The sequence below is a fragment of the Candidatus Frankia nodulisporulans genome, assembly GCF_902806475.1.
GTDB lineage: Bacteria > Actinomycetota > Actinomycetes > Frankiales > Frankiaceae > Frankia > Frankia umida.
In genome coordinates this window covers 1-21068 of sequence record NZ_CADCWS010000033.1, presented here as the reverse complement: position 1 = coordinate 21068, position 21068 = coordinate 1, and the positions used below count along the sequence as shown (strand labels likewise).

Annotated in this window: 13 protein-coding genes and 3 pseudogenes; 9 read left to right on the top strand and 7 right to left on the bottom strand. The window is 73.4% G+C overall.

What is annotated here, in order from left to right; all coding sequences use genetic code 11:
• The first annotated feature begins 25 nt into the window (after positions 1–25).
• Positions 26–4249, top strand: a complete 4224-nt coding sequence (locus G6R24_RS05710; protein WP_163548122.1) for an Rne/Rng family ribonuclease — start codon at positions 26–28, stop codon at positions 4247–4249.
• A 128-nt stretch (positions 4250–4377) separates the two neighbouring features.
• Here G6R24_RS05710 and G6R24_RS05705 read toward each other — a convergent pair whose 3' ends face one another.
• Positions 4378–5028: an MFS transporter gene (locus G6R24_RS05705; protein ID WP_163548121.1), complete on the bottom strand. Its 651-nt coding sequence runs from the start codon at positions 5026–5028 to the stop codon at positions 4378–4380.
• Positions 5029–5430: 402 nt separating this feature from the next.
• On the opposite strand from G6R24_RS05705, the gene rplU reads away from it, so the two are divergent.
• The 4 genes from rplU (at position 5431) to proB (ending at position 8973) form a co-directional block, all read left to right on the top strand.
• Positions 5431–5748, top strand: a complete 318-nt coding sequence (gene rplU / locus G6R24_RS05700; protein ID WP_163548120.1) for a 50S ribosomal protein L21 — start codon at positions 5431–5433, stop codon at positions 5746–5748.
• A gap of 5 nt (positions 5749–5753) precedes the next feature.
• Complete coding sequence (rpmA, locus tag G6R24_RS05695; protein ID WP_163548119.1) at positions 5754–6023, top strand: 50S ribosomal protein L27; 270 nt, start codon at positions 5754–5756, stop codon at positions 6021–6023.
• 162 nt (positions 6024–6185) lie between these two features.
• On the top strand, positions 6186–7778 hold the full coding sequence (gene obgE, locus G6R24_RS05690) for a GTPase ObgE (RefSeq protein ID WP_163548118.1): 1593 nt from the start codon (positions 6186–6188) through the stop codon (positions 7776–7778).
• A gap of 73 nt (positions 7779–7851) precedes the next feature.
• Entirely contained in the window at positions 7852–8973 is a 1122-nt protein-coding gene (gene proB, locus G6R24_RS05685; protein WP_163548117.1) for a glutamate 5-kinase, read from the top strand.
• 39 nt (positions 8974–9012) lie between these two features.
• Here proB and G6R24_RS23205 read toward each other — a convergent pair whose 3' ends face one another.
• From G6R24_RS23205 to G6R24_RS21930, 5 genes and pseudogenes are all read right to left on the bottom strand, one after another.
• Positions 9013–9153: a hypothetical protein gene (locus tag G6R24_RS23205; RefSeq protein WP_244957187.1), complete on the bottom strand. Its 141-nt coding sequence runs from the start codon at positions 9151–9153 to the stop codon at positions 9013–9015.
• Positions 9154–9198: 45 nt separating this feature from the next.
• Positions 9199–9273 (bottom strand): annotated as a pseudogene (locus G6R24_RS23200) (hypothetical protein); the annotation flags it as partial.
• A gap of 2432 nt (positions 9274–11705) precedes the next feature.
• Positions 11706–12266, bottom strand: a pseudogene (locus tag G6R24_RS21940) (AAA family ATPase); the annotation flags it as partial.
• Positions 12266–12814 carry a hypothetical protein gene (locus G6R24_RS21935; protein ID WP_225438159.1) on the bottom strand — a complete coding sequence of 183 codons (549 nt, stop codon included), beginning with the start codon at positions 12812–12814 and terminating at the stop codon, positions 12266–12268. The gene G6R24_RS21935 and the pseudogene G6R24_RS21940, both read right to left, overlap by 1 nt.
• A 419-nt stretch (positions 12815–13233) precedes the next feature.
• Positions 13234–13467, bottom strand: a pseudogene (locus G6R24_RS21930) (metallophosphoesterase family protein); the annotation flags it as partial.
• Positions 13468–13664: 197 nt separating this feature from the next.
• On the opposite strand from G6R24_RS21930, the gene G6R24_RS05670 reads away from it, so the two are divergent.
• The 4 genes from G6R24_RS05670 (at position 13665) to G6R24_RS05655 (ending at position 19292) form a co-directional block, all read left to right on the top strand.
• Positions 13665–14924 (top strand): glutamate-5-semialdehyde dehydrogenase, encoded by a 1260-nt coding sequence (locus G6R24_RS05670; RefSeq protein WP_163548116.1) that lies wholly within the window; start codon positions 13665–13667, stop codon positions 14922–14924.
• Between the two features lie 132 nt (positions 14925–15056).
• On the top strand, positions 15057–16682 hold the full coding sequence (gene aceB, locus G6R24_RS05665; RefSeq protein WP_163548115.1) for a malate synthase A: 1626 nt from the start codon (positions 15057–15059) through the stop codon (positions 16680–16682).
• 218 nt (positions 16683–16900) lie between these two features.
• Positions 16901–17788: an AAA family ATPase gene (locus G6R24_RS05660; RefSeq protein ID WP_163548114.1), complete on the top strand. Its 888-nt coding sequence runs from the start codon at positions 16901–16903 to the stop codon at positions 17786–17788.
• A 64-nt stretch (positions 17789–17852) separates the two neighbouring features.
• Positions 17853–19292: a vWA domain-containing protein gene (locus G6R24_RS05655; RefSeq protein ID WP_163548113.1), complete on the top strand. Its 1440-nt coding sequence runs from the start codon at positions 17853–17855 to the stop codon at positions 19290–19292.
• Positions 19293–19371: 79 nt separating this feature from the next.
• On the opposite strand, the gene pgm is transcribed toward G6R24_RS05655, so the two are convergent.
• Positions 19372–21021 carry a phosphoglucomutase (alpha-D-glucose-1,6-bisphosphate-dependent) gene (gene pgm / locus G6R24_RS05650; protein WP_163548112.1) on the bottom strand — a complete coding sequence of 550 codons (1650 nt, stop codon included), beginning with the start codon at positions 21019–21021 and terminating at the stop codon, positions 19372–19374.
• Between the last annotated feature and the right edge of the window lie 47 nt (positions 21022–21068).

The window sequence follows — 21068 nt, the reverse complement described above, 5'->3', positions numbered from 1 at the left end:
GGGAGCCCGAGAGGCTTCTTAACCCGTGCCCGACGATGACCTGACTACCCAGACCCAGACTGATCTGGAATCCGCCCGCCCCGCGCCACGTCGGCGCCGGGCAGCCGGACGAGCCGCCGGTGCGCCCAGCGAGCCACCCGCCGCCCCAGAGCCAGCCACGCCCTCGGCCGGGGCGACCTCCGGCCCAGCCGGGCCCGAGCCCTCCGAGGGGGCGGCGTCCGGCGCCGTGCCCATCGGCACCGGCGGGCCCACCGACCCGCCGCCCACCGCGGCCGCCGCCGGCGTCCCCGCCGAATCGGCCGACGCGAGCGAGGCCGCCGCGGCGCCCACCAAGCGACGCACCCGTAGCGCTGGCACGACCACGACACGTACCCGATCCACCCGTGCCTCCCGGGCGAAGGCCGCCAGCGAAGCGGCCGAGGCCACCGAAACGGCCACCGTCGAGGTAGCCACCGCCCCGGCGGCGATCACCGAGGCCCCGGGGTCAGCCGCCCCGCCGGCCGAGGCCCGCGACGCCGAGCCGGCAGGTTCGACCGCGCAGGCTCCGGCTGTCGCTCAGGCGGCGTCCGAGCCCTCGGCGTCCGAGCCCTCGGCACCCGAGGCCTCCGCGGCGCAGGCTCCGGCGCCCGTGCGGCGGACCCGGAGCCGGCGTGCGGTCCGTGAGTCGGCGCCGGCGTCCGGCACGTCGGCCACTGAAACGTCGGCCACCGAAGCCGCGCCCAGCACCGAAGCCGCGCCCAGCACCGATGCGGTCGCTTCGCCGGCGACGCCGGAGCCGGTCGCGGCCGCACCGGCCGAGTCGACCGCGACGGACACACCTTCGACACCGGCCGCCGAGGCCCCGAAGACAACCCGTCGAACCCGGGCCCGCAGGGCCACCTCGGCTCCCGTGAGCCCGCCGGCGGTGGCCGAAACGACGCCTCCCGCGTCCGGCGACGCCGCTGCCGGTTCCGCCGCCGCGGCGAGCACCGCGGACGCCGCCGCCAGCCCTGAGCCCGTGGCGGCCGACGGTGCGACCACGGAACCCGCGGCCGCGCCGCGGACCCGTACCCGGGCGCGTGGCACCCGGCGTCGCGCCACCAGCGAGAGCACAGACCCCACCGAAGGCACCACCGCGGGCACGGCTCCCGCCGCCGCGGTCGCCGAGCCGGTTGTCGCCGAGGCCGTCCCGTCGGCGGTCGAGAAGGTGGTGGTGACCGGCTCCGTCGGCGCGCCCGAGGCGGACGCGATCCCAGCGTCGGCCGCAGCGGCCGACGTGGCCGAACTGGCTGACGACGCCGACGTTGCCGAGCTGGCCGACGGGGCTGTCGTGGCCGGTGCGGAAAGCGCGACAACCGGCGCGACCGCTGTCGGGACCGACCCGGATGAGGCGCCGGACCCGGCCGCCACCGTGCCGGCGCAGGAGGACTCGTCCGCCCCCTCGGCCAAGGCCGCCGGGACGCGCGGTCGCTCGAGGTCCCGGCGGGTCGCCGCTCCCACCTGGACCGATGCCGAGGCGGAGCGGACGCCCGCGGCCCGACCCGCGGCTCGCCGTCCGGTCGCGATGGTGACCTTCCAGGCGCCGGAGCTCGCCGTCGAGCCCCCCTGGCGCCGCGACGTTCCGCCAGTGGTGCCGCCGGTGGTGCCGGTCGCGCCGCTTCCCGTCGAGGAGGTCGTGGCACCCGCCGCCGCGCCCGAGGCGGAGAACACCGCCAGGACCCAGGTGGACACGCACGACCCCGTCCTTGACGAGGACGACGAGGAGACCACGCTCGGTGACGTCGCCACGGGCGAGTTCGCCGAGTCCGACGTCGACGACGGCGATTTCGACGACGACGACGAGCAGGGCACGGGCTCCGGCTCGACGCGTCGGCGTCGCCGCGGCCGTCGAGGCCGTGGCCGTGCCCGCGGTGACGAGGACGGCCCCGACGAGTTCGGCGGCACCGGTTCGGCCGGCGACGCACCGGCGGTGACGGACGCGGGCCCGGACGGGCACACCTCCGTGGAAGCCGACTGGGACGGCGAGACCGCCGAGACCACGGACGACACCGAGGACACCGCGGATCATGACGGTGATGATGCCGACGGTGACGACGAGCGTGCCACCGGTTCGCGGCGTCGGCGTCGGCGTCGGCGTCGCTCCGGCGGCGACGAGGCGACCATCCCCGACGACCCGCCGAACACGGTCGTCCACGTACGCGAGATCCGCAGGGACGACGACCAGGTCCGTGGCCTCAGCGGCTCCACCCGGCTCGAGGCCAAGCGTCAGCGCCGTCGCGAGGGCCGCGACAACGGTCGGCGTCGGCCGCCGATCGTCACCGAGGCCGAGTTCCTCGCCCGCCGTGAGGCCGTCGAACGGCGGATGATCGTCCGCCATGCCGGTGACCGCACGCAGATCGCGGTGCTGGAGGACGGTGTGCTCGTCGAGCACTTCGTCACCCGCGCCAGTTCCGCCTCGTACGCCGGCAACGTCTACCTCGGCCGGGTGCAGAACGTGCTGGCCAGCATGGAGGCGGCGTTCGTCGACATCGGCAAGGGCCGCAACGCCGTGCTCTACGCCGGTGAGGTCAACTACGACGCGTCCGGGCTGGACGGCCGTCCCCGCAAGATCGAGCAGGTGCTCAAGTCGGGGCAGCCGGTCCTCGTCCAGGTGTCCAAGGACCCCCTCGGTCACAAGGGTGCCCGGCTCACCAGCCAGATCAGCCTGCCCGGCCGGTACCTCGTGTACGTGCCGGACGGCCAGAACGCCGGTATCAGCCGCAAGCTGCCCGACACCGAACGGTCCCGACTCAAGAGCATCCTCAAGAAGATCACACCCGAGGACGGTGGTGTGATCGTCCGCACCGCGGCCGAGGGTGCGAGCGAGGCCGAGCTCGCCCGGGACGTGGAACGGCTGGCCGCCCAGTGGGAGGACATCCAGCGCCGCTCGAAGAAGGCGTCCGCGCCCTCGCTGCTCTACGGCGAGCCGGACCTGGTCGTGCGGGTCATTCGCGACATCTTCAACGAGGACTTCACCGAACTCGTCGTGCAGGGTTCCGGGGAGGCCCGCATCATCGAGGAGTACATCGACACCGTCGCGCCCGACCTGCGTCCGCGTATCCGGCGCTACACCGGCACGGGTGACGTCTTCGCCGACTACCGCGTCGACGAGCAGCTCGCGAAGGCGCTCGACCGCAAGGTCTGGCTGCCCTCCGGTGGCTCGCTCGTCATCGACCGGACCGAGGCGATGACGGTGGTCGACGTCAACACCGGGAAGTTCACCGGCAAGGGTGGCAACCTCGAGGAGACGGTCACCAAGAACAACCTCGAGGCCGCGGAGGAGATCGTCCGCCAGCTCCGGCTGCGCGACATCGGTGGCATCATCGTCATCGACTTCATCGACATGGTCCTGGAAAGCAACCGGGAGCTGGTCCTGCGCCGGCTCACCGAATGCCTCGGCCGCGACCGCACCCGCCACCAGGTCGCCGAGGTCACCAGCCTCGGCCTGGTCCAGATGACCCGTAAGCGGGTCGGCCAGGGCCTGCTCGAGGCCTACAGCGAGCAGTGCGTGCACTGCAACGGCCGCGGGGTGACCATCCACCTCAACGGTGGGGGCGGCGACCAGTCCATCCAGAGCTACAACGGCCACGGCCACGCCCCCAACGGTCATGGTTCGAGCGGTGCCGGCCACAACGGCCAGCCCCGCAACGACCAGGTTCGTGGCGACCAGACCCGCGACGAGCAGGCCCCCGGCGAGCAGGAGCAGCCGTCCGCGGATGCGTCGACGGCGTCGGGCGGCCAGCCTGAGGCGGCGACGGCCAGTGCGGCCTCCGGCGGCGGCGGTCGGCGTTCACGCGGGGCGGCGACGCGGGCCGCGGGCGGTCCGGCGCTGGCCGCGGCGATCAGCGAGGCCGTGGCGTCCACCGTCGTCGTGGCCGGGGATGACGCCGCGCAGGCGGAGCCGATCCACCCGGTCGCATCGGATGCCGGGCCCACCGGCGGCGACCCGGTGGCCGTCAACGGCAACGGGCATCAGACCATCGCGAGCGTGACGCCCCTCGGGGCGGACGCGCCGCCTCCCGTCTACGCCAACACCGACGATCCCGACAGCCTCGCCGGTGCCGAGGAGGGACCGGTGGTGGACAAGCCGGCCCGTCGACGCCGCCGGGCGTCCCGACCCGCGTCAACACCGTCCACCGAGGCCGCGTCGACGTCGGCGGAGCCATCCCCGGTGGCCGCCGCGACCGCCACGGCCACGGCGCCGGAACCAGCCGATCACGTCAGCGGCTGAGAACACTCCCCACCGCGCGGCGGACCCGGGACCCTCGGGCCCGCCGCGCGGTGTTCGCTGTCAGCGATGCACGCCTGCCCAGCAGGCTCGGCGGTGCGGACGGGGACGCGGGCTGTGACGAGGGCGGGCTAGGCGGCAGCGGGCCCGGCCGGATGGCCCTGGCCGGCCGGCCGGCCCGGTGCCGAGGTGGTGGCGGGGGTGGCACGGAGGAACCTGCGACCCGCCGGTTCCTCCCGTAGCAGCAGGTCCAACGTGGCCCGTGACCTGCTCAGCGCGGCCTCGACGGCCTGGTGGGCGCGCCGGGCGTCGCCCAACTGCAGCGCGTAGGACGCGACGGTCAGCGACTGGACGAGATCATCCTGATCGGCGAGATCCGGACGCATCCGTGCGGACTGAGCCGACTCGGGCTGCGCGGTCGCCGCCGAGGTCGTGGTCGTCGGCATGCCGGTGGTCGTCGGTATGGCGGTGGCCGATGCGGCCGTTGTCGAGGGGGCGGCGGTGAGGCCCCACGCGGCCGGGTCCTGACGCCGCAGGGCTATCCAACCGGCGGCGCCCGCGGTGGCCGCCAGCCAGCCGGCGCCGGCCCAGGCCGGCAGGCCGGCGAGGGCGGTCAGCAGCAGCCCGGTGACCATCAGGACGACAAGCGCACCGGTCGCCGCCGCCACGGTGCCGGGAACGGCCTCATGCCGGCGTGCGGCCGCCGTGGCGGGACGGCAGGCGGCAGCGAGCGCACCCGCTGCTCCGGTGGCGGCACCCCAGACCAGAAGCTGCCAGAGCATCCTCATCACCCCCGACATGACCAGGCTGGCAGCGACATCCGCGATCTCGACGGACGGCGCGCCATCTGGACGATTTATGCTTCTCCCTGTGCCGGGAGGTTCACCATGGCCCGTCCGAGTCATCCTCGAAATGACCCGCGGCGGGGGTGGGCGGGCCCCCACACACCGTCCGGCCGGCTCCCGACCGTCACCCTTGTGCGGAGGACCTGTAAGGTGGAGGCCGCGTGTCCCACCGGGCCGGGGTCATCCCACCGGGGAGCTGAAGCCCGGGCATGGTGCGGTCCGGGCGTTCGTGTGGATTCGGCACGCGGTGTGGTACGCACTCAAGCTCCGCAGGTCCCGTGTCGCAGGTGGGCACGGTGTCATGCGGTCACAGCGGAATGACAACAGCAGGGAGATCTGGTGTACGCGGTCGTTGCCAGCGGCGGCAAGCAGCACAGGGTCGCCGTCGGCGATGTCGTCGACGTCGAGCTCCTTTCGGGAAAGCCAGGCGCGGCCGTGAACCTTCCGGCCCTCCTGCTCGTCGACGGTGAGTCGGTCACCCACGCCGCGGACGCGCTCGCGTCCGTCGCGGTGACCGCCGAGGTGGTCGGCGTCGTCAAGGGTCCGAAGATTCGGATTCACAAGTTCAAGAACAAGACCGGCTACCACAAGCGTCAGGGCCACCGCCAGAAGCTGACGCGGCTCAAGGTGACCGGCATCGAGACCGGGAAGGCCTGACTCCGATGGCGCATAAGAAAGGCGCGAGCTCCTCGCGCAACGGTCGGGATTCCAACGCCCAGCGCCTCGGTGTGAAGCGCTTCGGTGGCCAGTTCGTCAAGGCCGGAGAGATCATCGTCCGCCAGCGCGGTACCCACTTCCACCCGGGCGAGCTGGTCGGGCGGGGCAAGGACGACACCCTGTTCGCCCTGTCCGCCGGGCACGTTCAGTTCGGGTTCCGGCGTGGCCGCCGGGTCGTGGACATCGTCGCCGAAGTGGCGGCGGTCGCGGCCTGAGCAGGCCATCTGGTGGCCCCGATCGGCTCGTGTGACCGGTCGGGAATATCCACCTCGACGTGAGTGCGCGAGCCGCGCGCGTCCCTTCTGTTGCGGTCGAACCGCTTCGGTCGGGGTGCGCGCGGTTTTGCGTGTATGGAGCGCAGGAGAGAGGAGGAAGTGATGTCGAACTTCGTCGATCGAGTAGTGCTGCACGCGGCGGCCGGGGACGGCGGGAACGGGTGCGCGTCCATCCACCGGGAGAAGTTCAAGCCGCTGGGCGGCCCGGACGGTGGCGATGGCGGTCGTGGCGGTGAGATCCGGCTGGTCGTCGACCCGAGCGTGACGACGCTGCTCGACTTCCACTTCCATCCCCATCAGCGGGCCTCCCGCGGGCGGCCCGGCCAGGGCTCCAACCGGCATGGCGCGGACGGAGACGATCTGGTCCTGCTGGTCCCCGACGGCACGGTGGTCCTGACCGAGGACGGTACGCAGCTCGTCGACCTCGTCGGCGCGGGCAGCGTGTACGTCCTGGCCCGGGGTGGGCGGGGTGGGCGGGGCAACGCGTCGCTGGCGTCCGCCCGCCGCAAGGCACCCGGCTTCGCCGAACTCGGTGAACCGGGGGAGCAGCTCGACGCTGTCCTCGAACTCAAGACGGTCGCCGACGTCGCGCTGGTCGGTTTCCCCAGCGCCGGCAAGTCGTCGCTGGTGTCGGTGCTCAGCGCCGCCCGACCGAAGATCGCCGACTACCCGTTCACCACCCTGGTCCCCAACCTGGGCGTCGCCCAGGCCGGCGATCACCCCCCGTACACGGTGGCGGACGTTCCCGGGCTCATCCCCGGGGCGAGCCAGGGCCGTGGCCTGGGCCTGGAGTTCCTGCGGCACATCGAGCGGTGCACGCTGATCGTGCACGTGCTCGACTGCGCGACCCTCGAGCCCGGGCGTGATCCGCTGACCGACCTGGACGTGATCGAGGCCGAACTCGCCGCCTACTCGGCGGACCTGTCGAACCGGCCTCGGCTGGTGGTCCTGAACAAGATCGACATTCCGGACGCGGCGGATCTCGCCGACCTGGTGACCGCGGACCTGCGCGACCGTGGGCTCGACGTGTTCGCGATCAGCAGCGCGACCCGCCAGGGCGTGCACGCGCTGTCGCTGGCCCTGGCCGCCCGGGTGTCCGCGCTGCGCGCGGCCGCGCCCGTCCCGGTCGCGACCCGCGTCGTGCTGCGACCCCGCGCGGTCAACGAACCCGACTTCGTGGTCACCGCGCAGGGCACGGACGGATTCCTCATCACCGGCTCGAAGCCGCTGCGCTGGGTGCGCCAGACCGATTTCACCAATGACGAGGCGATCGGCTTCCTCGCCGACCGGCTGGCCCGGCTCGGCGTGGAGAAGGAACTCGCCCGGCTCGGTGCCACCCCCGGCGTCGAGGTCACGATCGGTGATGTGAGCTTCGAATGGGAGCCGACGCTGAGCGGCGGTGGCTACGTCACCGCCGCCGACGGCCAGCAGCCCGCGAAGGTCGACCCGGTGGTCGACGACGAGATCCACCTCGGGCCACGCGGCTCCGACGACCGGCTGCGTTCCTCGGTTCGCCTCACCCGATCCGAACGGATGGCCCGCGCCGAACGCGCCCGCGGTTTCGACCCGTCCGACCCCGCAGACCCGGCTGGCTTGGTTGGCTCCGCTGGCTCGGTCGACCTGGAGTCGCCGGCGGATCGTGCCCTGGTGGAGGTCCCCGGTTCCGCGGAACCGGGCGGCCCGGCACCGCAGTAGCGCGTCCCGGTCAGGAACTGGGCCCGGTCCGGTGACCGGGCAGGATGCCCACGGGTGGTGGAGGGTTCTGAACGTGCGCGGGTTCGTGACCGAGGCACAGCGGGTCGTGGTGAAGGTCGGTTCGTCCTCGCTGACCACCGCCGCCGGCGGGCTCGACGTCGGACGGCTTGAGGCCCTGGTCAGCGCGCTGCTGCCACGGGTCGCCGCGGGCGGTCAACTGGTGCTGGTGTCCTCCGGTGCGATCGCCGCGGGCCTGGCGCCGCTCGGGTTCGACCGGCGTCCCCGCGACCTGGCGACCCAGCAGGCGGCGGCGAGCGTCGGGCAGAGCTCGCTGGTGCACAGCTACGCCGAGGCGTTCGGCGGTGCGGGGGTCCGCGTCGGGCAGGTCCTGCTGACCGCCACCGACGTCATCCGCCGCACCCACTACCGCAACGCCCGCACGGCCCTTGACCGTCTGCTCGAACTCGGCGTCGTCCCGATCATCAACGAGAACGACGCGGTGGCCACCCAGGAGATCCGCTTCGGCGACAACGACCGGCTGGCCGCCATCGTCGCCCACCTCGTGTCCGCCGATCTGCTCGTCCTGCTCTCGGATGTGGACGGCGTGTACGACGCCAACCCGCGGCACGGCCCGGCGAACCTGGTCCGTGAGGTGCGTTCGGACGCCGACCTCGTCGGCCTGACCGCCCGTGGCACCGGCACGGCGGGTGTCGGCAGCGGCGGCATGGCGACCAAGATCGAGGCGGGTCGGATGGCGGCGTCCGGCGGGGTGCACGCGGTGATCACCTCGACGGCGAACGCGACAGCGGCACTGCGTGGCGATCCTGTCGGCACCGTCTTCTACCCGACCGGCCCGCGCCGCGCCTCCCGGCTGCTCTGGTTGGCGCACGCGACCGCCCCCGAGGGACGGCTGCGCCTGGACGCCGGCGCGGTCGCCGCCGTGGTACGCCGGCGGGCGTCCCTGCTGCCCGCCGGCATCCTCGCCGTCGACGGCGACTTCGCGGCCGGCGACCCGGTGGACCTCGTCGACCCCGACGGCCAGCCTGTCGCCCGCGGCCTGGTCGCCTTCGACGCGGTCGAACTCCCGCGGATGCTCGGTCGTTCCACCGCCGAACTCGCCGCCGAACTCGGCCCCACCTACGAACGCGAGATCATCCACCGCGACGACCTCGTCCTGCTGCTGCCCACCCGCTGACCCGCCGCTGACCGCGTGGAGCACGGGTGCCGCCCGCGGTCAGGGGATGGTTTCCACGCGGCTGCCGGTGGTCTCCTTGAGCACGCGGATCTGGTTGGGGATGCGGGTGCGCAGTTCGGTGACGTGACTGACCAGGCCGACGAGGCGACCGCCGGAGCGTAGTTCGTCGAGGACGGCCATCACCTCGTCGAGGCTGTCGGCATCCAGGGTGCCGAATCCCTCGTCGATGAACAGGGCATCGAGGCGGCGGCCGCCGACCTCGGCGGTGACGACGTCCGCCAGGCCCAGGGCCAGGGACAACGCCGCCTGGAAGGTCTCGCCGCCGGACAGGGTGCGGGTGTGGCGGCGCCGGCCCGTCCAGGCGTCGTCGACGAGCAGGCCCAGCCCAGCCCGGCGCGGCGGCGGCGGTCGCGGCGGCCGTCGGCGTCGTGCACGAGGGTGAACCGGCCGGAGCTCATCGCGGCCAGGCGGCGGCTGGCGGCGGCGGCGACCTCCTCGAGCCGGGCGGCGAGCACGAAGCTCGACAGCGGCATGCCCTCGGTGTTGCCACCGCGGCCGGCGGCGAGTTCGGCGAGGTGACGCAGCTCGTCGACCTCGGTACGCAGCGGACGCAGCGCGGTGAGGCCGGCCGTGTAGGCGGTGTGCAGCTCGGTGAGCTCGGTGGCGCGGCGGCTGGCCTGGGCGCTGGCGGCGACGGCCGTCTCGTGGGCCGTGCGGGCCCGCGCCGCCGCCGTCTCGTGCTCGGCCAGCGGCGGGGTGGCATCGGGATCGACGGCGAGGTCAGGGGCGGCGAGCGCGGCCACGAGGCCGGCGAGCCCATCGCGGTGGGTGCGGACCTCGGTCTCGGTGGCCCGCAGCCACGGTTCGTCGCGGACGGCGGCGCCGGCGTCGTCCAGATCGGTGAATCCGGCCTGGCGGACCAGGTCGACGGTGGTGAGACCGGCCTGGACGTGGGCGGCGCGGGCCTGCTCGGCGCCCTGTTCGGCGGTGCGGGCGGTTTCGGCGTCGTCGGCGAGGTGGCGGACCGCGTCGAGCCGGCCGGCGAGCGCGCCTGCCACCCGCAGCACGTCGGGGATCTCGCCGAGCCCACGGGCGGCCCGCTCCCGGGCCTGGGCGGCCCGCAGTTCGGCCGCGGCCACCGCCGCGCGCAGCGCCGCCACCCGGACCGTCGCGTCGTTGAGCACCGACTCGGCCTGCCGCTGCGCCTCCAACGCCGCGGGCAGGTCGCCCGCGGCGCGTCGGATCCCGTCGACGGAGCCGGCCAGGATGTCGGCGATCATCGGCAGGGACACCCCCGGCGGCACGTTCCGGTCCGGGCCGTCGTAGGTGACGTCCGCGGCCCCGCCACGGGCACTGATCAGGGCGTCCACGCTGGGCAGCCAGGAGGTTTCGGTGGCCCACGGGTGGCCGTCGGGCGTCTCGTCGAGGTCGGCCGGCAGGTCGGGGGAGGGCGCGCGGGTCAGTTCCGCGTGCAGGGTGCGGATGCGTTCGTCGAGGGCGCGGACGGTGCCGTCGGCCTCGGCGGCGGCGGTCGCCGCCTGATCGGCCTTCCTGGTGGCGTCGGTCTCCTGCTGCCTGCTGATCGGACGGGCCCGGACCTCGGCGGGGTCCGGATGCGCCAAGGCGCCGCAGACGGGGCAGGGGGTGTCGTCGACGAGGGCCGCCGCGAGCTCGGCGGTCATCGCGTCGACCCGCTCCTGGCGCAGGTCGTCGGCATGCTCGCGCGCCCTGTCGGCGCTCGTGCGGGCGTCCTGGGCGGCGGCGACGGCCGCGCGGTGCGCGTCCACGGCGCTGCTGAGCTGCTGGGCCCAGCGGGCGCGTTCGGTCAGGCCGGGCAGGACGGCGCTGGCCCTGCGGGCCGCCTCGACCCGGGCGATGGCGTCCCCGCAGCGGGTGGGCAGCTCGTCGCACAGTCGAACCTCCAGACCGGCCGCCTCCTCGTGCTGGGCGGCGGCCTGCGCATCGGCCTCGACGGCGTCGCGGGTGTCCTGCTCGGCGGTGGTGAGCGCACGGGCGAGCCCGGTCAGCCGTCCGAGCTCGACATGGGCGCCGCGCGCGGTGGCCGTGAGCCGGGCGATCAGCGCGGCCCCGGTCGCCTTGGTCGCCGCGGTCGCGGTCGTGTCCATGTCCGTGTCCGTGTCCGGGGCGAGGGGCGGGAGAAGGTCGGTGGGGTGCGCGGTGAGGGTCTGGTGGGCCTCGTCAGCGGTGGCGCGGGTCGTCGTCGCGGCGCTGGTCAGCCGGCGTAGTTCGGTCAGGGCGGGGGCGACGACCGCGGCGCGGCGGGCGGCGTCGACGCGGGCGGCGAGGGCCTCGACGCGTACCTGGTCGGCGGTGAGCTCGAGGTGGCGGGCGGTCAGCTCGCGTCGGCGCCGGATCCGGTCGGTGAGGTCGCGGGTGGCGGCCAGGGTCGACTCGGCGGTGTCGAGGGTCCGCCGGGAGACGAGCAGATCCGACGCCGCGGACCGCGCCGACACGGCGGCCGTGTCGGCGAGAGCGGCGGACCAGGACGGGTCGTCGGGTGGGTTCGCGGGTTCGTCGACGCCGGCGGCCTGGGCGATGCGGGCGGCGGCCCGGCCGAGCGTGGTGATGGCCTCGTCCAGGTCGGCGCGGCGGGTCTTGGCGCGGTCATGCAGCCACTGCTCGGTGAACTCGAACCGGCTGACCCGGAACAGCCGCTTGAGCAGCTTCTCCCGCTCGTCGTGCTCGGCATGCAGGAAGTCCGCGAACCGGCCCTGGGGCAGCATCACGACCTGGAAGAACTGATCGGCGGTCATCCCGAGCAGCAGACCGATCTCGTGGCCGACATCCTGCGGGCGGCCCGCGATCGTCTCCCACCCCTGGGCCGCGGCAGCACCGGCCATGCCGCCGCGGCCCGCGTCGGCGCCGGTGGACGGCCCCCCGTCGTCGGGTGCGCCGGTGGAACGCGGTCGGCGTTCGAGGGTCGCGCTGGGATGTGTACGGGTGGTGGCGCCGCCGCGGCGCGGGCGGTCCCAACCGGGTGAGCGGGTGATGCGGTACCGGTCGTCGGCCACGCTGAACTCCAGGCACACCCAGGGCCGCACCGATGCCGGCGCGTGGTGCGAGCGCAGGTCCGGGCCACCGGTGAGCTTGCCGCGCAGCCCCGGGACCTCGCCGAACAGGGCGAAGCCGAGCGCGTCGAGCAGGGTCGTCTTGCCCCCGCCGGTCTCCCCGCACAGCAGCACCAGGCCGCCGCCGCCGACGTGGTCCAGGTCGAGATCGACCCGGCCGGGGAAAGCGCCGAAGGCTTCCAGGCTGAGGTGGTGCGGGCGCATCAGGCGGCGTCCTCGACGGCGCGGGCCGCCGCCAGCGCCGCGGTGAGCAGTTCCCGTTCGCCCGGCGACGGATCGGTGCGTACATGGGTGACGAAGGCCAGGGCGATCTCCAGGTCGGTGCGACCGCGGGTACGCGCGGCGAAACTGCGCTGGTCGGACTCGCTGGTGGGCGGCTCGTGGGTCAGGCGCACCGCGAACGGGAAGCGCCGTTGCAGCGTGACCATCGCGTCCAACGGACGGATCAGGTCGGTGAGAACCGCCGCCACGATGTCGTTCTCGTGCGGGGTGTGGACGGGGGAGGCGAGCAGGTCGGCCAGGGTGCCGCGCAGCACGGTGAGCCGGCGCCCGACCGGCACGGGCACCGCGTGCACCGCCCCGAGCCCGGACGGACCGAGTTCGACCAGCAGGGACGCCTTGCCCTCGGCGGCCTCGGAGAACGAGTACGCCAGCGGCGAACCGCTGTACCGGATGGCCGGGGCGATCGCCTGCGGACGGTGCAGATGGCCGAGCGCCGTGTAGGTGATGCCGTCGAACAGGCTCGCCGGCACGTTGCCGAGCCCGCCGACGGAGATGTCGCGCTGGCAGCCCCGCCGGTCACCCAGGCGTGCCCGAGCACCACCGCGCGGCTACCCGGATGCCGCTCGAGATCGGCTCGGATCACGCCGAGGGCCCGGCGCATCAGCGCCGCCGGCCCGACGCCACGCCCGCCCGCACCGCCCGCACCATCGCCCGGGGTGTCGGCTCCGGTGGGAGCCGGCTGGTCGATGTCGGCAGCGGCGGGCAGCTGGCCGGCGGCGCTGGTGGGTTCCAGATACGGGACGGGATAGACGCGTACCGGGCCGTGCGCGTCCTCGACGACGAGGGGGCGGGCCACCGCGGCCGGGTCGGTGCGGATGCTGATCCGCGGATCGAGCAGGCCGGACTTGTCCCCGAGGCGCCGGGCGGCGTCATGGTTGCCGCTGATCACCACGACCCGGGCGCCGGCGTCGCGCAGCCGCGAGAGCGCGTCGTCGAACAGCTCCAGGGCCCGCACCGGAGGGATCGCCCGGTCATGCACATCACCGGCGACGAGGACGAGTTCGACCCGCTCGCCGCGGACGACGTCCACGAGGTGGTCGACGAACGCGCCCTGGGCGGGAAGCAGGTCATGGCCGTGCAGCGCGCGGCCGAGGTGCCAGTCGGAGGTGTGCAGGGCCAGCATGCGGATCACGGTAGGCAGCCGGCTGGACGTGGCCGGCACGGGGGGTCGCCCCACCCGGCCGCGTGACCGACCCGCGTCGACCGTCTTGGCGGACGGGTCGTGACGGCGGGCGGACGGCGTCCCGAACCGGGGTGTGCCGGTAGCCTCGTGAGGGCGAGGTGCGCGGCGGCACCCGCGGCACTGGAGGATCCCAGCAGATGAACACCTCAGCGGAGGACGTCCGCGACACGGCCGTGCGCGCCCGGACCGCGGCGGCGGCGCTGGCCACACTCAACCGGGCCGCGAAGGACCGCGCGTTGCTCGCGATGGCCGAGGCGCTCGGCGCCCGGTCGGCCGAGCTGATCGAGGCCAACGCCCGCGACGTCGAGGCCGCCCGGGCGGCGGGTACGGCCGAGGCCATGGTCGACCGGCTGACCCTCACTCCGGCGCGGCTCGAGGCCATGGCCGGCGGGCTGCGGCAGGTCGCGGGGCTCGACGATCCGGTCGGCGAGGTCGTGCGTGGCCGGGTGCTGCCCAACGGTCTGGAGCTGCGCCAGGTCCGGGTTCCCCTGGGGGTCGTCGGCATCATCTATGAGGCCCGGCCGAACGTCACCGTCGACGCCGCCGGGCTGTGCCTCAAAAGCGGCAACGCGGCGCTGCTGCGGGGCAGCGCCTCGGCCGTGCGGTCGAACACCGCGCTGGTCGGTGTCCTGCGGGACGCGGCCCAGGCGGTGGGCCTGCCAGCCGATGCCATCCAGCTCGTCCCCGGTGTCGACCATGAGTCGGTGAAGCACCTGATGCGGCTGCGGGGGCTGGTCGACGTGCTGATTCCGCGTGGTGGCGCCGGCCTGATCCGCGCGGTGGTCGAGGAGTCGACCGTCCCGGTCATCGAGACCGGCGCCGGCAACTGCCATGTCTACGTCGATGTCGACGCCGATCTCGATCAGGCGCTGGCGATCATTCTGAACGCGAAGACCCACCGGGTCTCGGTGTGCAACTCCACCGAGACGCTGCTGGTGCACCGCGCGGTCGCGGACGCCTTCCTCCCGCGGGCACTCACCGCGCTCGCCGAGGCCGGGGTCACCGTGCACGGCGACGAGACCGTGCGCGCCCACGACGACCGGGTCGTGCCCGCCACCGACGATGACTGGGCCGCCGAATACCTCTCGCTCGACCTCGCCGTGCGCGTCGTCGACTCCCTCGACGACGCCGTCACGCACATCCGCCGCTGGGGCAGCGGGCACACCGAGGCGATCGTCACCCGCTCGCTGGGGGCGTCCCGCCGGTTCGTCGCGACCTGCGACAGCGCGGCGATCATGGTCAACGCGTCCACCCGGTTCACCGACGGTGAGCGGTTCGGCATGGGTGCCGAGATCGGCATCTCCACGCAGAAGCTGCACGCCCGCGGCCCGATGGGGCTGCCCGAGCTGACCTCGACCACCTGGGTGGGTATCGGGGACGGTCACCTCGTCTCCTGACGGGCGCCGGCGGCGAGGCGCCGGGGGCGTGAGCCCGCTCACGGCACCGCCCGGCGGGGTGCGGCAGGGCGCGGGCGAGGGCCGCACGCCCGATACTGGCAGGAGTGTTCGGCGGAGAGGGTGAGGGACGGCATGGGCGGTCTGACCGGTGTGACCACGCGGGGTGTGTCGGTGGTGCGGGACGTGCCGGGGCTGACCCCGGCGCAGGTGGACGCGGTCCTGTCCGAGGACGCCCTCGCGTTCGTCGCCGGCCTGCACCGGACGTTCGGTGCCCGCCGGGACGAACTGCTCGCCGCCCGCGCCGTGCGCCGTGCGGCGATCGCCGCCGGGGGAAGCCTGGACTTCCTGCCCGACACCGCGCACATCCGCGACGGGGACTGGCAGGTCGCGCCGCCGGCACCGGGCCTCGTCGACCGGCGCGCCGAGATCACCGGACCGACCGACGCGAAGATGCTGATCAACGCGCTCAACAGCGGCGCGAAGGTCTTCATGGCCGACTTCGAGGACGCCAACGTTCCGACCTGGTCGAACATGGTCGTCGGCCAGCACAACCTGAGCGAGGCCATCGCCGGCACCCTGGGGTTCGTCAACCCCGACGGCCGGCGCTACACGCTGAACGAGACCACCGCGACCCTGGTGCCACGTCCCCGAGGCTGGCATCTGCCCGAGCGGCACGTCCTCGTCGATGGCCAGCCGATCGTCGCGGCCCTCTTCGACGCCGGCCTCTACCTGTTCCGCAACGCGCTGGCGCTGCGCGCGGCGGGGCGCGGGCCGTACTTCTACCTGCCGAAGATGGAAAGCCATCTCGAGGCCCGGCTGTGGAACGACGTGTTCACCGCCGCGCAGGCGGAGCTGGGTCTGCCGGTCGGCACCGTGCGGGCCACCGTGCTCATCGAGACGTTGCCGGCCGCGTTCGAGATGGCCGAGATCCTCTACGAGCTGCGCGAACACTCCGCCGGGCTGAACGCTGGCCGCTGGGACTACATGTTCTCCACCATCAAGACGTTCGCCTCCCGCCCGGCCGAGTTCCTGCTGCCCGACCGCAACAGCATGACGATGACCGTGCCGTTCCTGCGCGCCTACAGCGAGCTGCTGGTCGCCACCTGCCACCGGCACGGCGCACATGCCATCGGTGGTATGGCCGCGTTCATCCCGTCCCGGCGTGACCCGGAGGTCAACACGGTGGCGCTGGCGAAGGTCCGCGCCGACAAGGAACGCGAGTCCGGTGACGGGTTCGACGGCAGCTGGGTGGCCCATCCCGACCTCGTCCCGGTGTGCACCGAGGTGTTCGACGGTGTGCTCGGCGCGGCCCCCAACCAGCTTGGCCGCCAGCGCGACGACGTCCACGTCACCGCCGCCGACCTGCTCGCGGTGCGGGACACCCCCGGTGCGATCACCGCCGCCGGCCTGCGCGGCAACATCAGCGTCGGGGTGCGCTACCTGGAGAGCTGGCTACGCGGCACGGGCGCGGTCGGCATCGACAACCTGATGGAGGACGCGGCCACCGCGGAGATCTCCCGCAGCCAGATCTTCCAGTGGATCGCCGCCGGTGTCACCCTCGACGACGGCAGGTCGGTCACCGCCGAGCTGGTCCGCGCCACCCTCACCGAGGTGCTCGACGAGATCCGCGCCACGGTGGGGGAGCGGACCTACGACGGCGGGCGGTGGAAGGACGCGGCCGCCGTGTTCGAGGAGACCGCGCTGGGCGAGCGGTTCGTCGAGTTCCTGACCCTGCCGGCGTACGAACGCATCGACTGAGCGGGGTCGCCTGGCCGTCCGGCCCGGGCCGGCTCACCTCCCGGGCCGTCTCACCTCCCGGGTAGCTGACCCTGGCTGTGCGGCGCCGCGCTGCCCGACCTGTGCGTATCGGTCCGGGAACGGATGGTGAAGTACCCCTGTGACCCGTGTGCCTGGCACTATGGAGGGTGCGGGCATCATGGACGGTGCGGTGCTTGACTCGGGGACGGAAGGTGGCCATGTCGCTTCAGGAGCACGCATTCGCCGATGTCGCGGACGTGCGGGAACGCCTGCGCGCAACCGGATATCTCGCGGACGAGGCGATCGCCACCACTGTCTTCCTCGCCGATCGGCTGCGTAAACCGCTGCTGGTCGAGGGTCCGGCCGGCGTCGGCAAGACCGAGCTCGCCAAGGCCCTGGCGACCAGCGTCGGCGCCGAACTGATCCGGCTGCAGTGCTACGAGGGGCTCGACGAGGCCCGCGCCCTCTACGAATGGAACTACAAGAAGCAGCTGCTGCGGATTCAGGCGGGTTCGGGGTCGTCCGACTCGGAGGGCTGGCAGCAGGCCCACGACGACATCTTCAGCGAGGAGTTCCTGCTTTCGCGGCCGCTGCTCACGGCGATCCGCCGCGAGGAGCCGACGGTGCTGCTCGTGGACGAGACCGACAAGGCCGATGTCGAGGTCGAGGGTCTGCTGCTCGAGGTGCTCTCCGACTTCCAGGTGACGATCCCCGAGCTCGGCACGATCACCGCGGTCCGCCGGCCGTTCGTCGTCCTCACCTCGAACGCGACCCGGGAACTGTCCGAGGCGCTCAAACGACGCTGCCTCTACCTCAACCTCGAGTACCCCTCGGCCGAGCGGGAGAAGGAGATCGTGCTCTCCCGCGTTCCCGACCTGCCGGAGAAGCTGGCCGAGTCGCTGGTGCGGGTCGTGCGGGCGCTGCGGGCGATGGAGCTGAAGAAGGCGCCGTCGATCGCCGAGACGATCGACTGGGCACACACCGTGCTCGCGCTCGGGTTCGACACCTTCGACGAGGAGGCCGTCGCGTCCACCCTTGGCGTGGTGCTCAAGCACGCCAGCGACCAGGCCCGGGCCATCAGCCACCTCAAGCTCACCGCGAACTGACCGGCAGACCGCCCGAGAGCCCGGCCGGACGACGCGTCCGCCGACGAACCAGGGGAGCGCCGGCATGAACCTGCTGGACCGCACCATCGACTTCATCGCCGCGCTGCGCCGCGCCGGGGTGCCGGTCAGCAGCGCCGAGACGGTCGACGCGGCCACCGCCATCGGCGCCATGGGCTGGGCCGATCGCGACGGCGTGCGGGCGGCCTTCGCCGCCACCCTGGTCAAGCGGCCGCTGTACCGGCCGGCCTTCGACACCCTGTTCGACCTGTACTTCCCGCCCCGCATCGGTGACGGTGTGAGCCTCGACCCGCGCGCCGCGGCCAACAGCGGCGACGGTGCCGGCGACGGCGAGCCGACCGAGAAGATGCCGCCGCCGGAGGAACTCAGCCCCGAGGAACTCGAGGGCCTGCGGCGGGCGCTGCGTGACCAGCTGCTCGGCGCGTTGCGGGACGGCGACGACGAGGCGCTGCGTTCGCTCGCCCGCGACGCGGTGACGTCCTTCGGCGGGGGCACGGGGGGCAGCTCCGGTCGCTCCTGGTACCTCTACCGGGCGTTGCGCGCCATGTCCGCCGAGACCCTCGTCGCGGACCTGCTCGGCGCGCTGATGGGTGACACCGCACGCGGCGGCCTCGCCGAACGGGTCGCCCGGCAGACCATCAGCGATCGGATTCGGGCGTTCGAGGAGATGGTCGCCGCCGAGGTTCGCCGCCGGATGGCGGAGGAACGTGGCCTCGAGGCCGTCGAACGCAGCGCGGTCGGCCCCCTCGACGACCAGGTCGAGTTCCTGCGCGCCTCCCAGCGTGACCTTGTCGAACTGCGCCGGCAGGTCTACCCGCTGGCCCGTCGCCTGGCCACCCAGCTCACCGCGCGCCGCAGCCTCGGACGCACCGGTCGCCTGGACTTCCGCCGCACCGTGCGCGCGTCCCTGGCCACCGGCGGGGTGCCCGTCGACACCAAGTACCGGCCCCGTAAGCCGCACAAGCCCGAACTGGTCGTGCTGTGCGATGTCAGCGGGTCGGTGGCGTCCTTCGCGCACTTCACCCTGATGCTCACCCATGCGCTGCGGGAGCAGTTCTCCAAGGTCCGCGCGTTCGCGTTCATCGACACCACCGACGAGGTCACCCGTTTCCTGCGGGGACTCGACCTCGGCGACATGATGGCGCGGATCTCCGCCGAGGCGGATCTCGTCTGGTACGACGGCCACAGCGACTACGGCCACGCCATCGACGCGTTCGCCGAACGGTACGGCGATGCCGTCGGCCCCCGGACCTCGCTGCTCATCCTCGGCGACGCCCGCAACAACTACCGGCCGACCTCCGCGCACGTCTTTCGCCGGCTGTGCGGCCAGGCCCGGCACGCCTACTGGCTCAACCCCGAGCCACGCAGCTACTGGGGCTCCGGTGACTCGGCCACCGACGTCTACGCCGACCTTGTCGACGAGATGGTCGAGTGCCGCAACATCGCCCAGCTCGAGCAGTTCATCGAACGCATCCTGCCCTCCTGACATCGGCCAGGCAGCCCCGCCGCCGGGCCGGCCCCGCAAGACCCGCCGGCCGGCGTGCTCTGGTCGGTCAGGCTTCCGCTCAGCCGCGGGTCAGGGCCGCGTCGACGAGGGTCTGGGCCTCGGCGAGCACGGTGTCGAGGTGGTCGGCGCCGCGGAAGCTCTCCGCGTAGATCTTGTAGACATCCTCGGTGCCGGACGGGCGGGCGGCGAACCAGGCGTCGTCGGTGACGACCTTCACCCCGCCGATCGCCGCGCCGTTACCGGGTGCGTGCGACAGCGCGGCCGTCACCGGCGCCCCGGCCAGCCGGGACGCGCCGAGGCTTTCCGGGGTGAGCGCCGCGAGGACCTTCTTCTGCGCGGGTGTGGCCGGGGCGTCGACACGCCGGTAGGCCGGGGCGCCGTAGCGTTCGGTCAGCTCCGCGTAGGCGCGGCCCGGGTCACGACCGGTCACCGCGGTGATCTCCGCGGCGAGCAGGCAGGCGATCAGCCCGTCCTTGTCGGTGGTCCAGACCCCGCCGCCGCGGCGCAGGAACGACGCGCCGGCGCTCTCCTCACCACCGAACCCCAGGGTGCCGCCGATCAGACCGTCGACGAACCACTTGAAGCCCACCGGCACCTCGACGACACCGCGGCCCAGACCCGCACCGACCCGGTCGATCATGCTGGAGCTGACCAGAGTCTTCCCGATCGCGGTGCCGGCCGGCCAGTCGACCCGGTGGCCGAACAGGTAGTCGATCGCCACCGACAGGAAGTGGTTCGGGTTCAGCAGCCCCACACCCGGTGTGACCACGCCGTGCCGGTCGGCGTCGGCGTCGTTGGCGAGCGCCACGTCGAAGGAGCCGGCGAGCCGCAGCAACGAGGCCATCGCGTACGGGGACGACGGATCCATCCGGATCTTCCCGTCCCAGTCGGTGGTCATGAAGGCGAACGTCGGGTCGACCGTGGTGTTCACGACGTTCAGGTCAAGCTTGTAACGCTCGGCGATGGCCTGCCAGTAGACCAGGCTGGCACCGCCCAGCGGATCGACGCCGATACGCACCCCGGCGGACCGGATCGCGTCGAGGTCGATGATGTCGGCCAGGTCCTCGACGTAGGCGCCGACGTAGTCGTGCACCACCGCCGCGGCCCGGGCGTCGGCGTACGAGACCTGTGAGACGCCGACGAGACCCGCGTCGAGCAGGGCGTTCGCCCGGTCCTGGATGACCTTTGTCACGCTGGTGTCGGCCGGGCCGCCGTGCGTCGGGTTGTACTTGAACCCGCCGTCGGCCGGCGGATTGTGCGACGGGGTGATGACGATCCCGTCGGCGAGGCCGCGCCCGGAGGCGGCACGCTCGCGGTTGTGACCGAGGATCGCGTGCGAGATCACCGGAGTGGGCGTGGCCTCGCCGTCCGGCGCGATGCGCACGGCGACGCCGTGGGCCACCAGCACCCGCAGGGCGGTGGCCAGCGCCGGCGCGGACAGCGCGTGCGTGTCGATCCCGAGGAACAGCGGCCCGTCGACCCCGGTGGACGCGCGGTACTCGCAGATCGCCTGGGTGGTCGCGAGGATGTGGTCGGCGTTGAACGAGCCGCGCAGCGCCGACCCGCGATGCCCCGACGTCCCGAACGAGACCCGTTGGGCCGGATCGGCCAGATCGGGATGACGATCATGGTAGGCGGTGAGCAGGGCGTCGACGTCGACGAGATCCTCGGCGGCGGCGGGCTGGCCCGCGCGTGGGCTGATCGGCATGAGCAGCGGCTCCTCGCGAGCGGGCGGGCTGGCCGGCGGACTCCGCA

What these genes read in the sequence shown, in the direction of transcription:
- G6R24_RS05705 (WP_163548121.1), bottom strand. Translation starts at nt 5,028, where the DNA reads ATGCTCTGGCAGCTTCTGGTCTGGGGTGCCGCCACCGGAGCAGCGGGT.
- rpmA (WP_163548119.1), top strand. Translation starts at nt 5,754, where the DNA reads ATGGCGCATAAGAAAGGCGCGAGCTCCTCGCGCAACGGTCGGGATTCC.
- obgE (WP_163548118.1), top strand. Translation starts at nt 6,186, where the DNA reads ATGTCGAACTTCGTCGATCGAGTAGTGCTGCACGCGGCGGCCGGGGAC.
- G6R24_RS23205 (WP_244957187.1), bottom strand. Translation starts at nt 9,153, where the DNA reads ATGGCCGTCCTCGACGAACTACGCTCCGGCGGTCGCCTCGTCGGCCTG.
- G6R24_RS05670 (WP_163548116.1), top strand. Translation starts at nt 13,665, where the DNA reads ATGAACACCTCAGCGGAGGACGTCCGCGACACGGCCGTGCGCGCCCGG.
- aceB (WP_163548115.1), top strand. Translation starts at nt 15,057, where the DNA reads ATGGGCGGTCTGACCGGTGTGACCACGCGGGGTGTGTCGGTGGTGCGG.
- G6R24_RS05660 (WP_163548114.1), top strand. Translation starts at nt 16,901, where the DNA reads ATGTCGCTTCAGGAGCACGCATTCGCCGATGTCGCGGACGTGCGGGAA.
- G6R24_RS05655 (WP_163548113.1), top strand. Translation starts at nt 17,853, where the DNA reads ATGAACCTGCTGGACCGCACCATCGACTTCATCGCCGCGCTGCGCCGC.
- pgm (WP_163548112.1), bottom strand. Translation starts at nt 21,021, where the DNA reads ATGCCGATCAGCCCACGCGCGGGCCAGCCCGCCGCCGCCGAGGATCTC.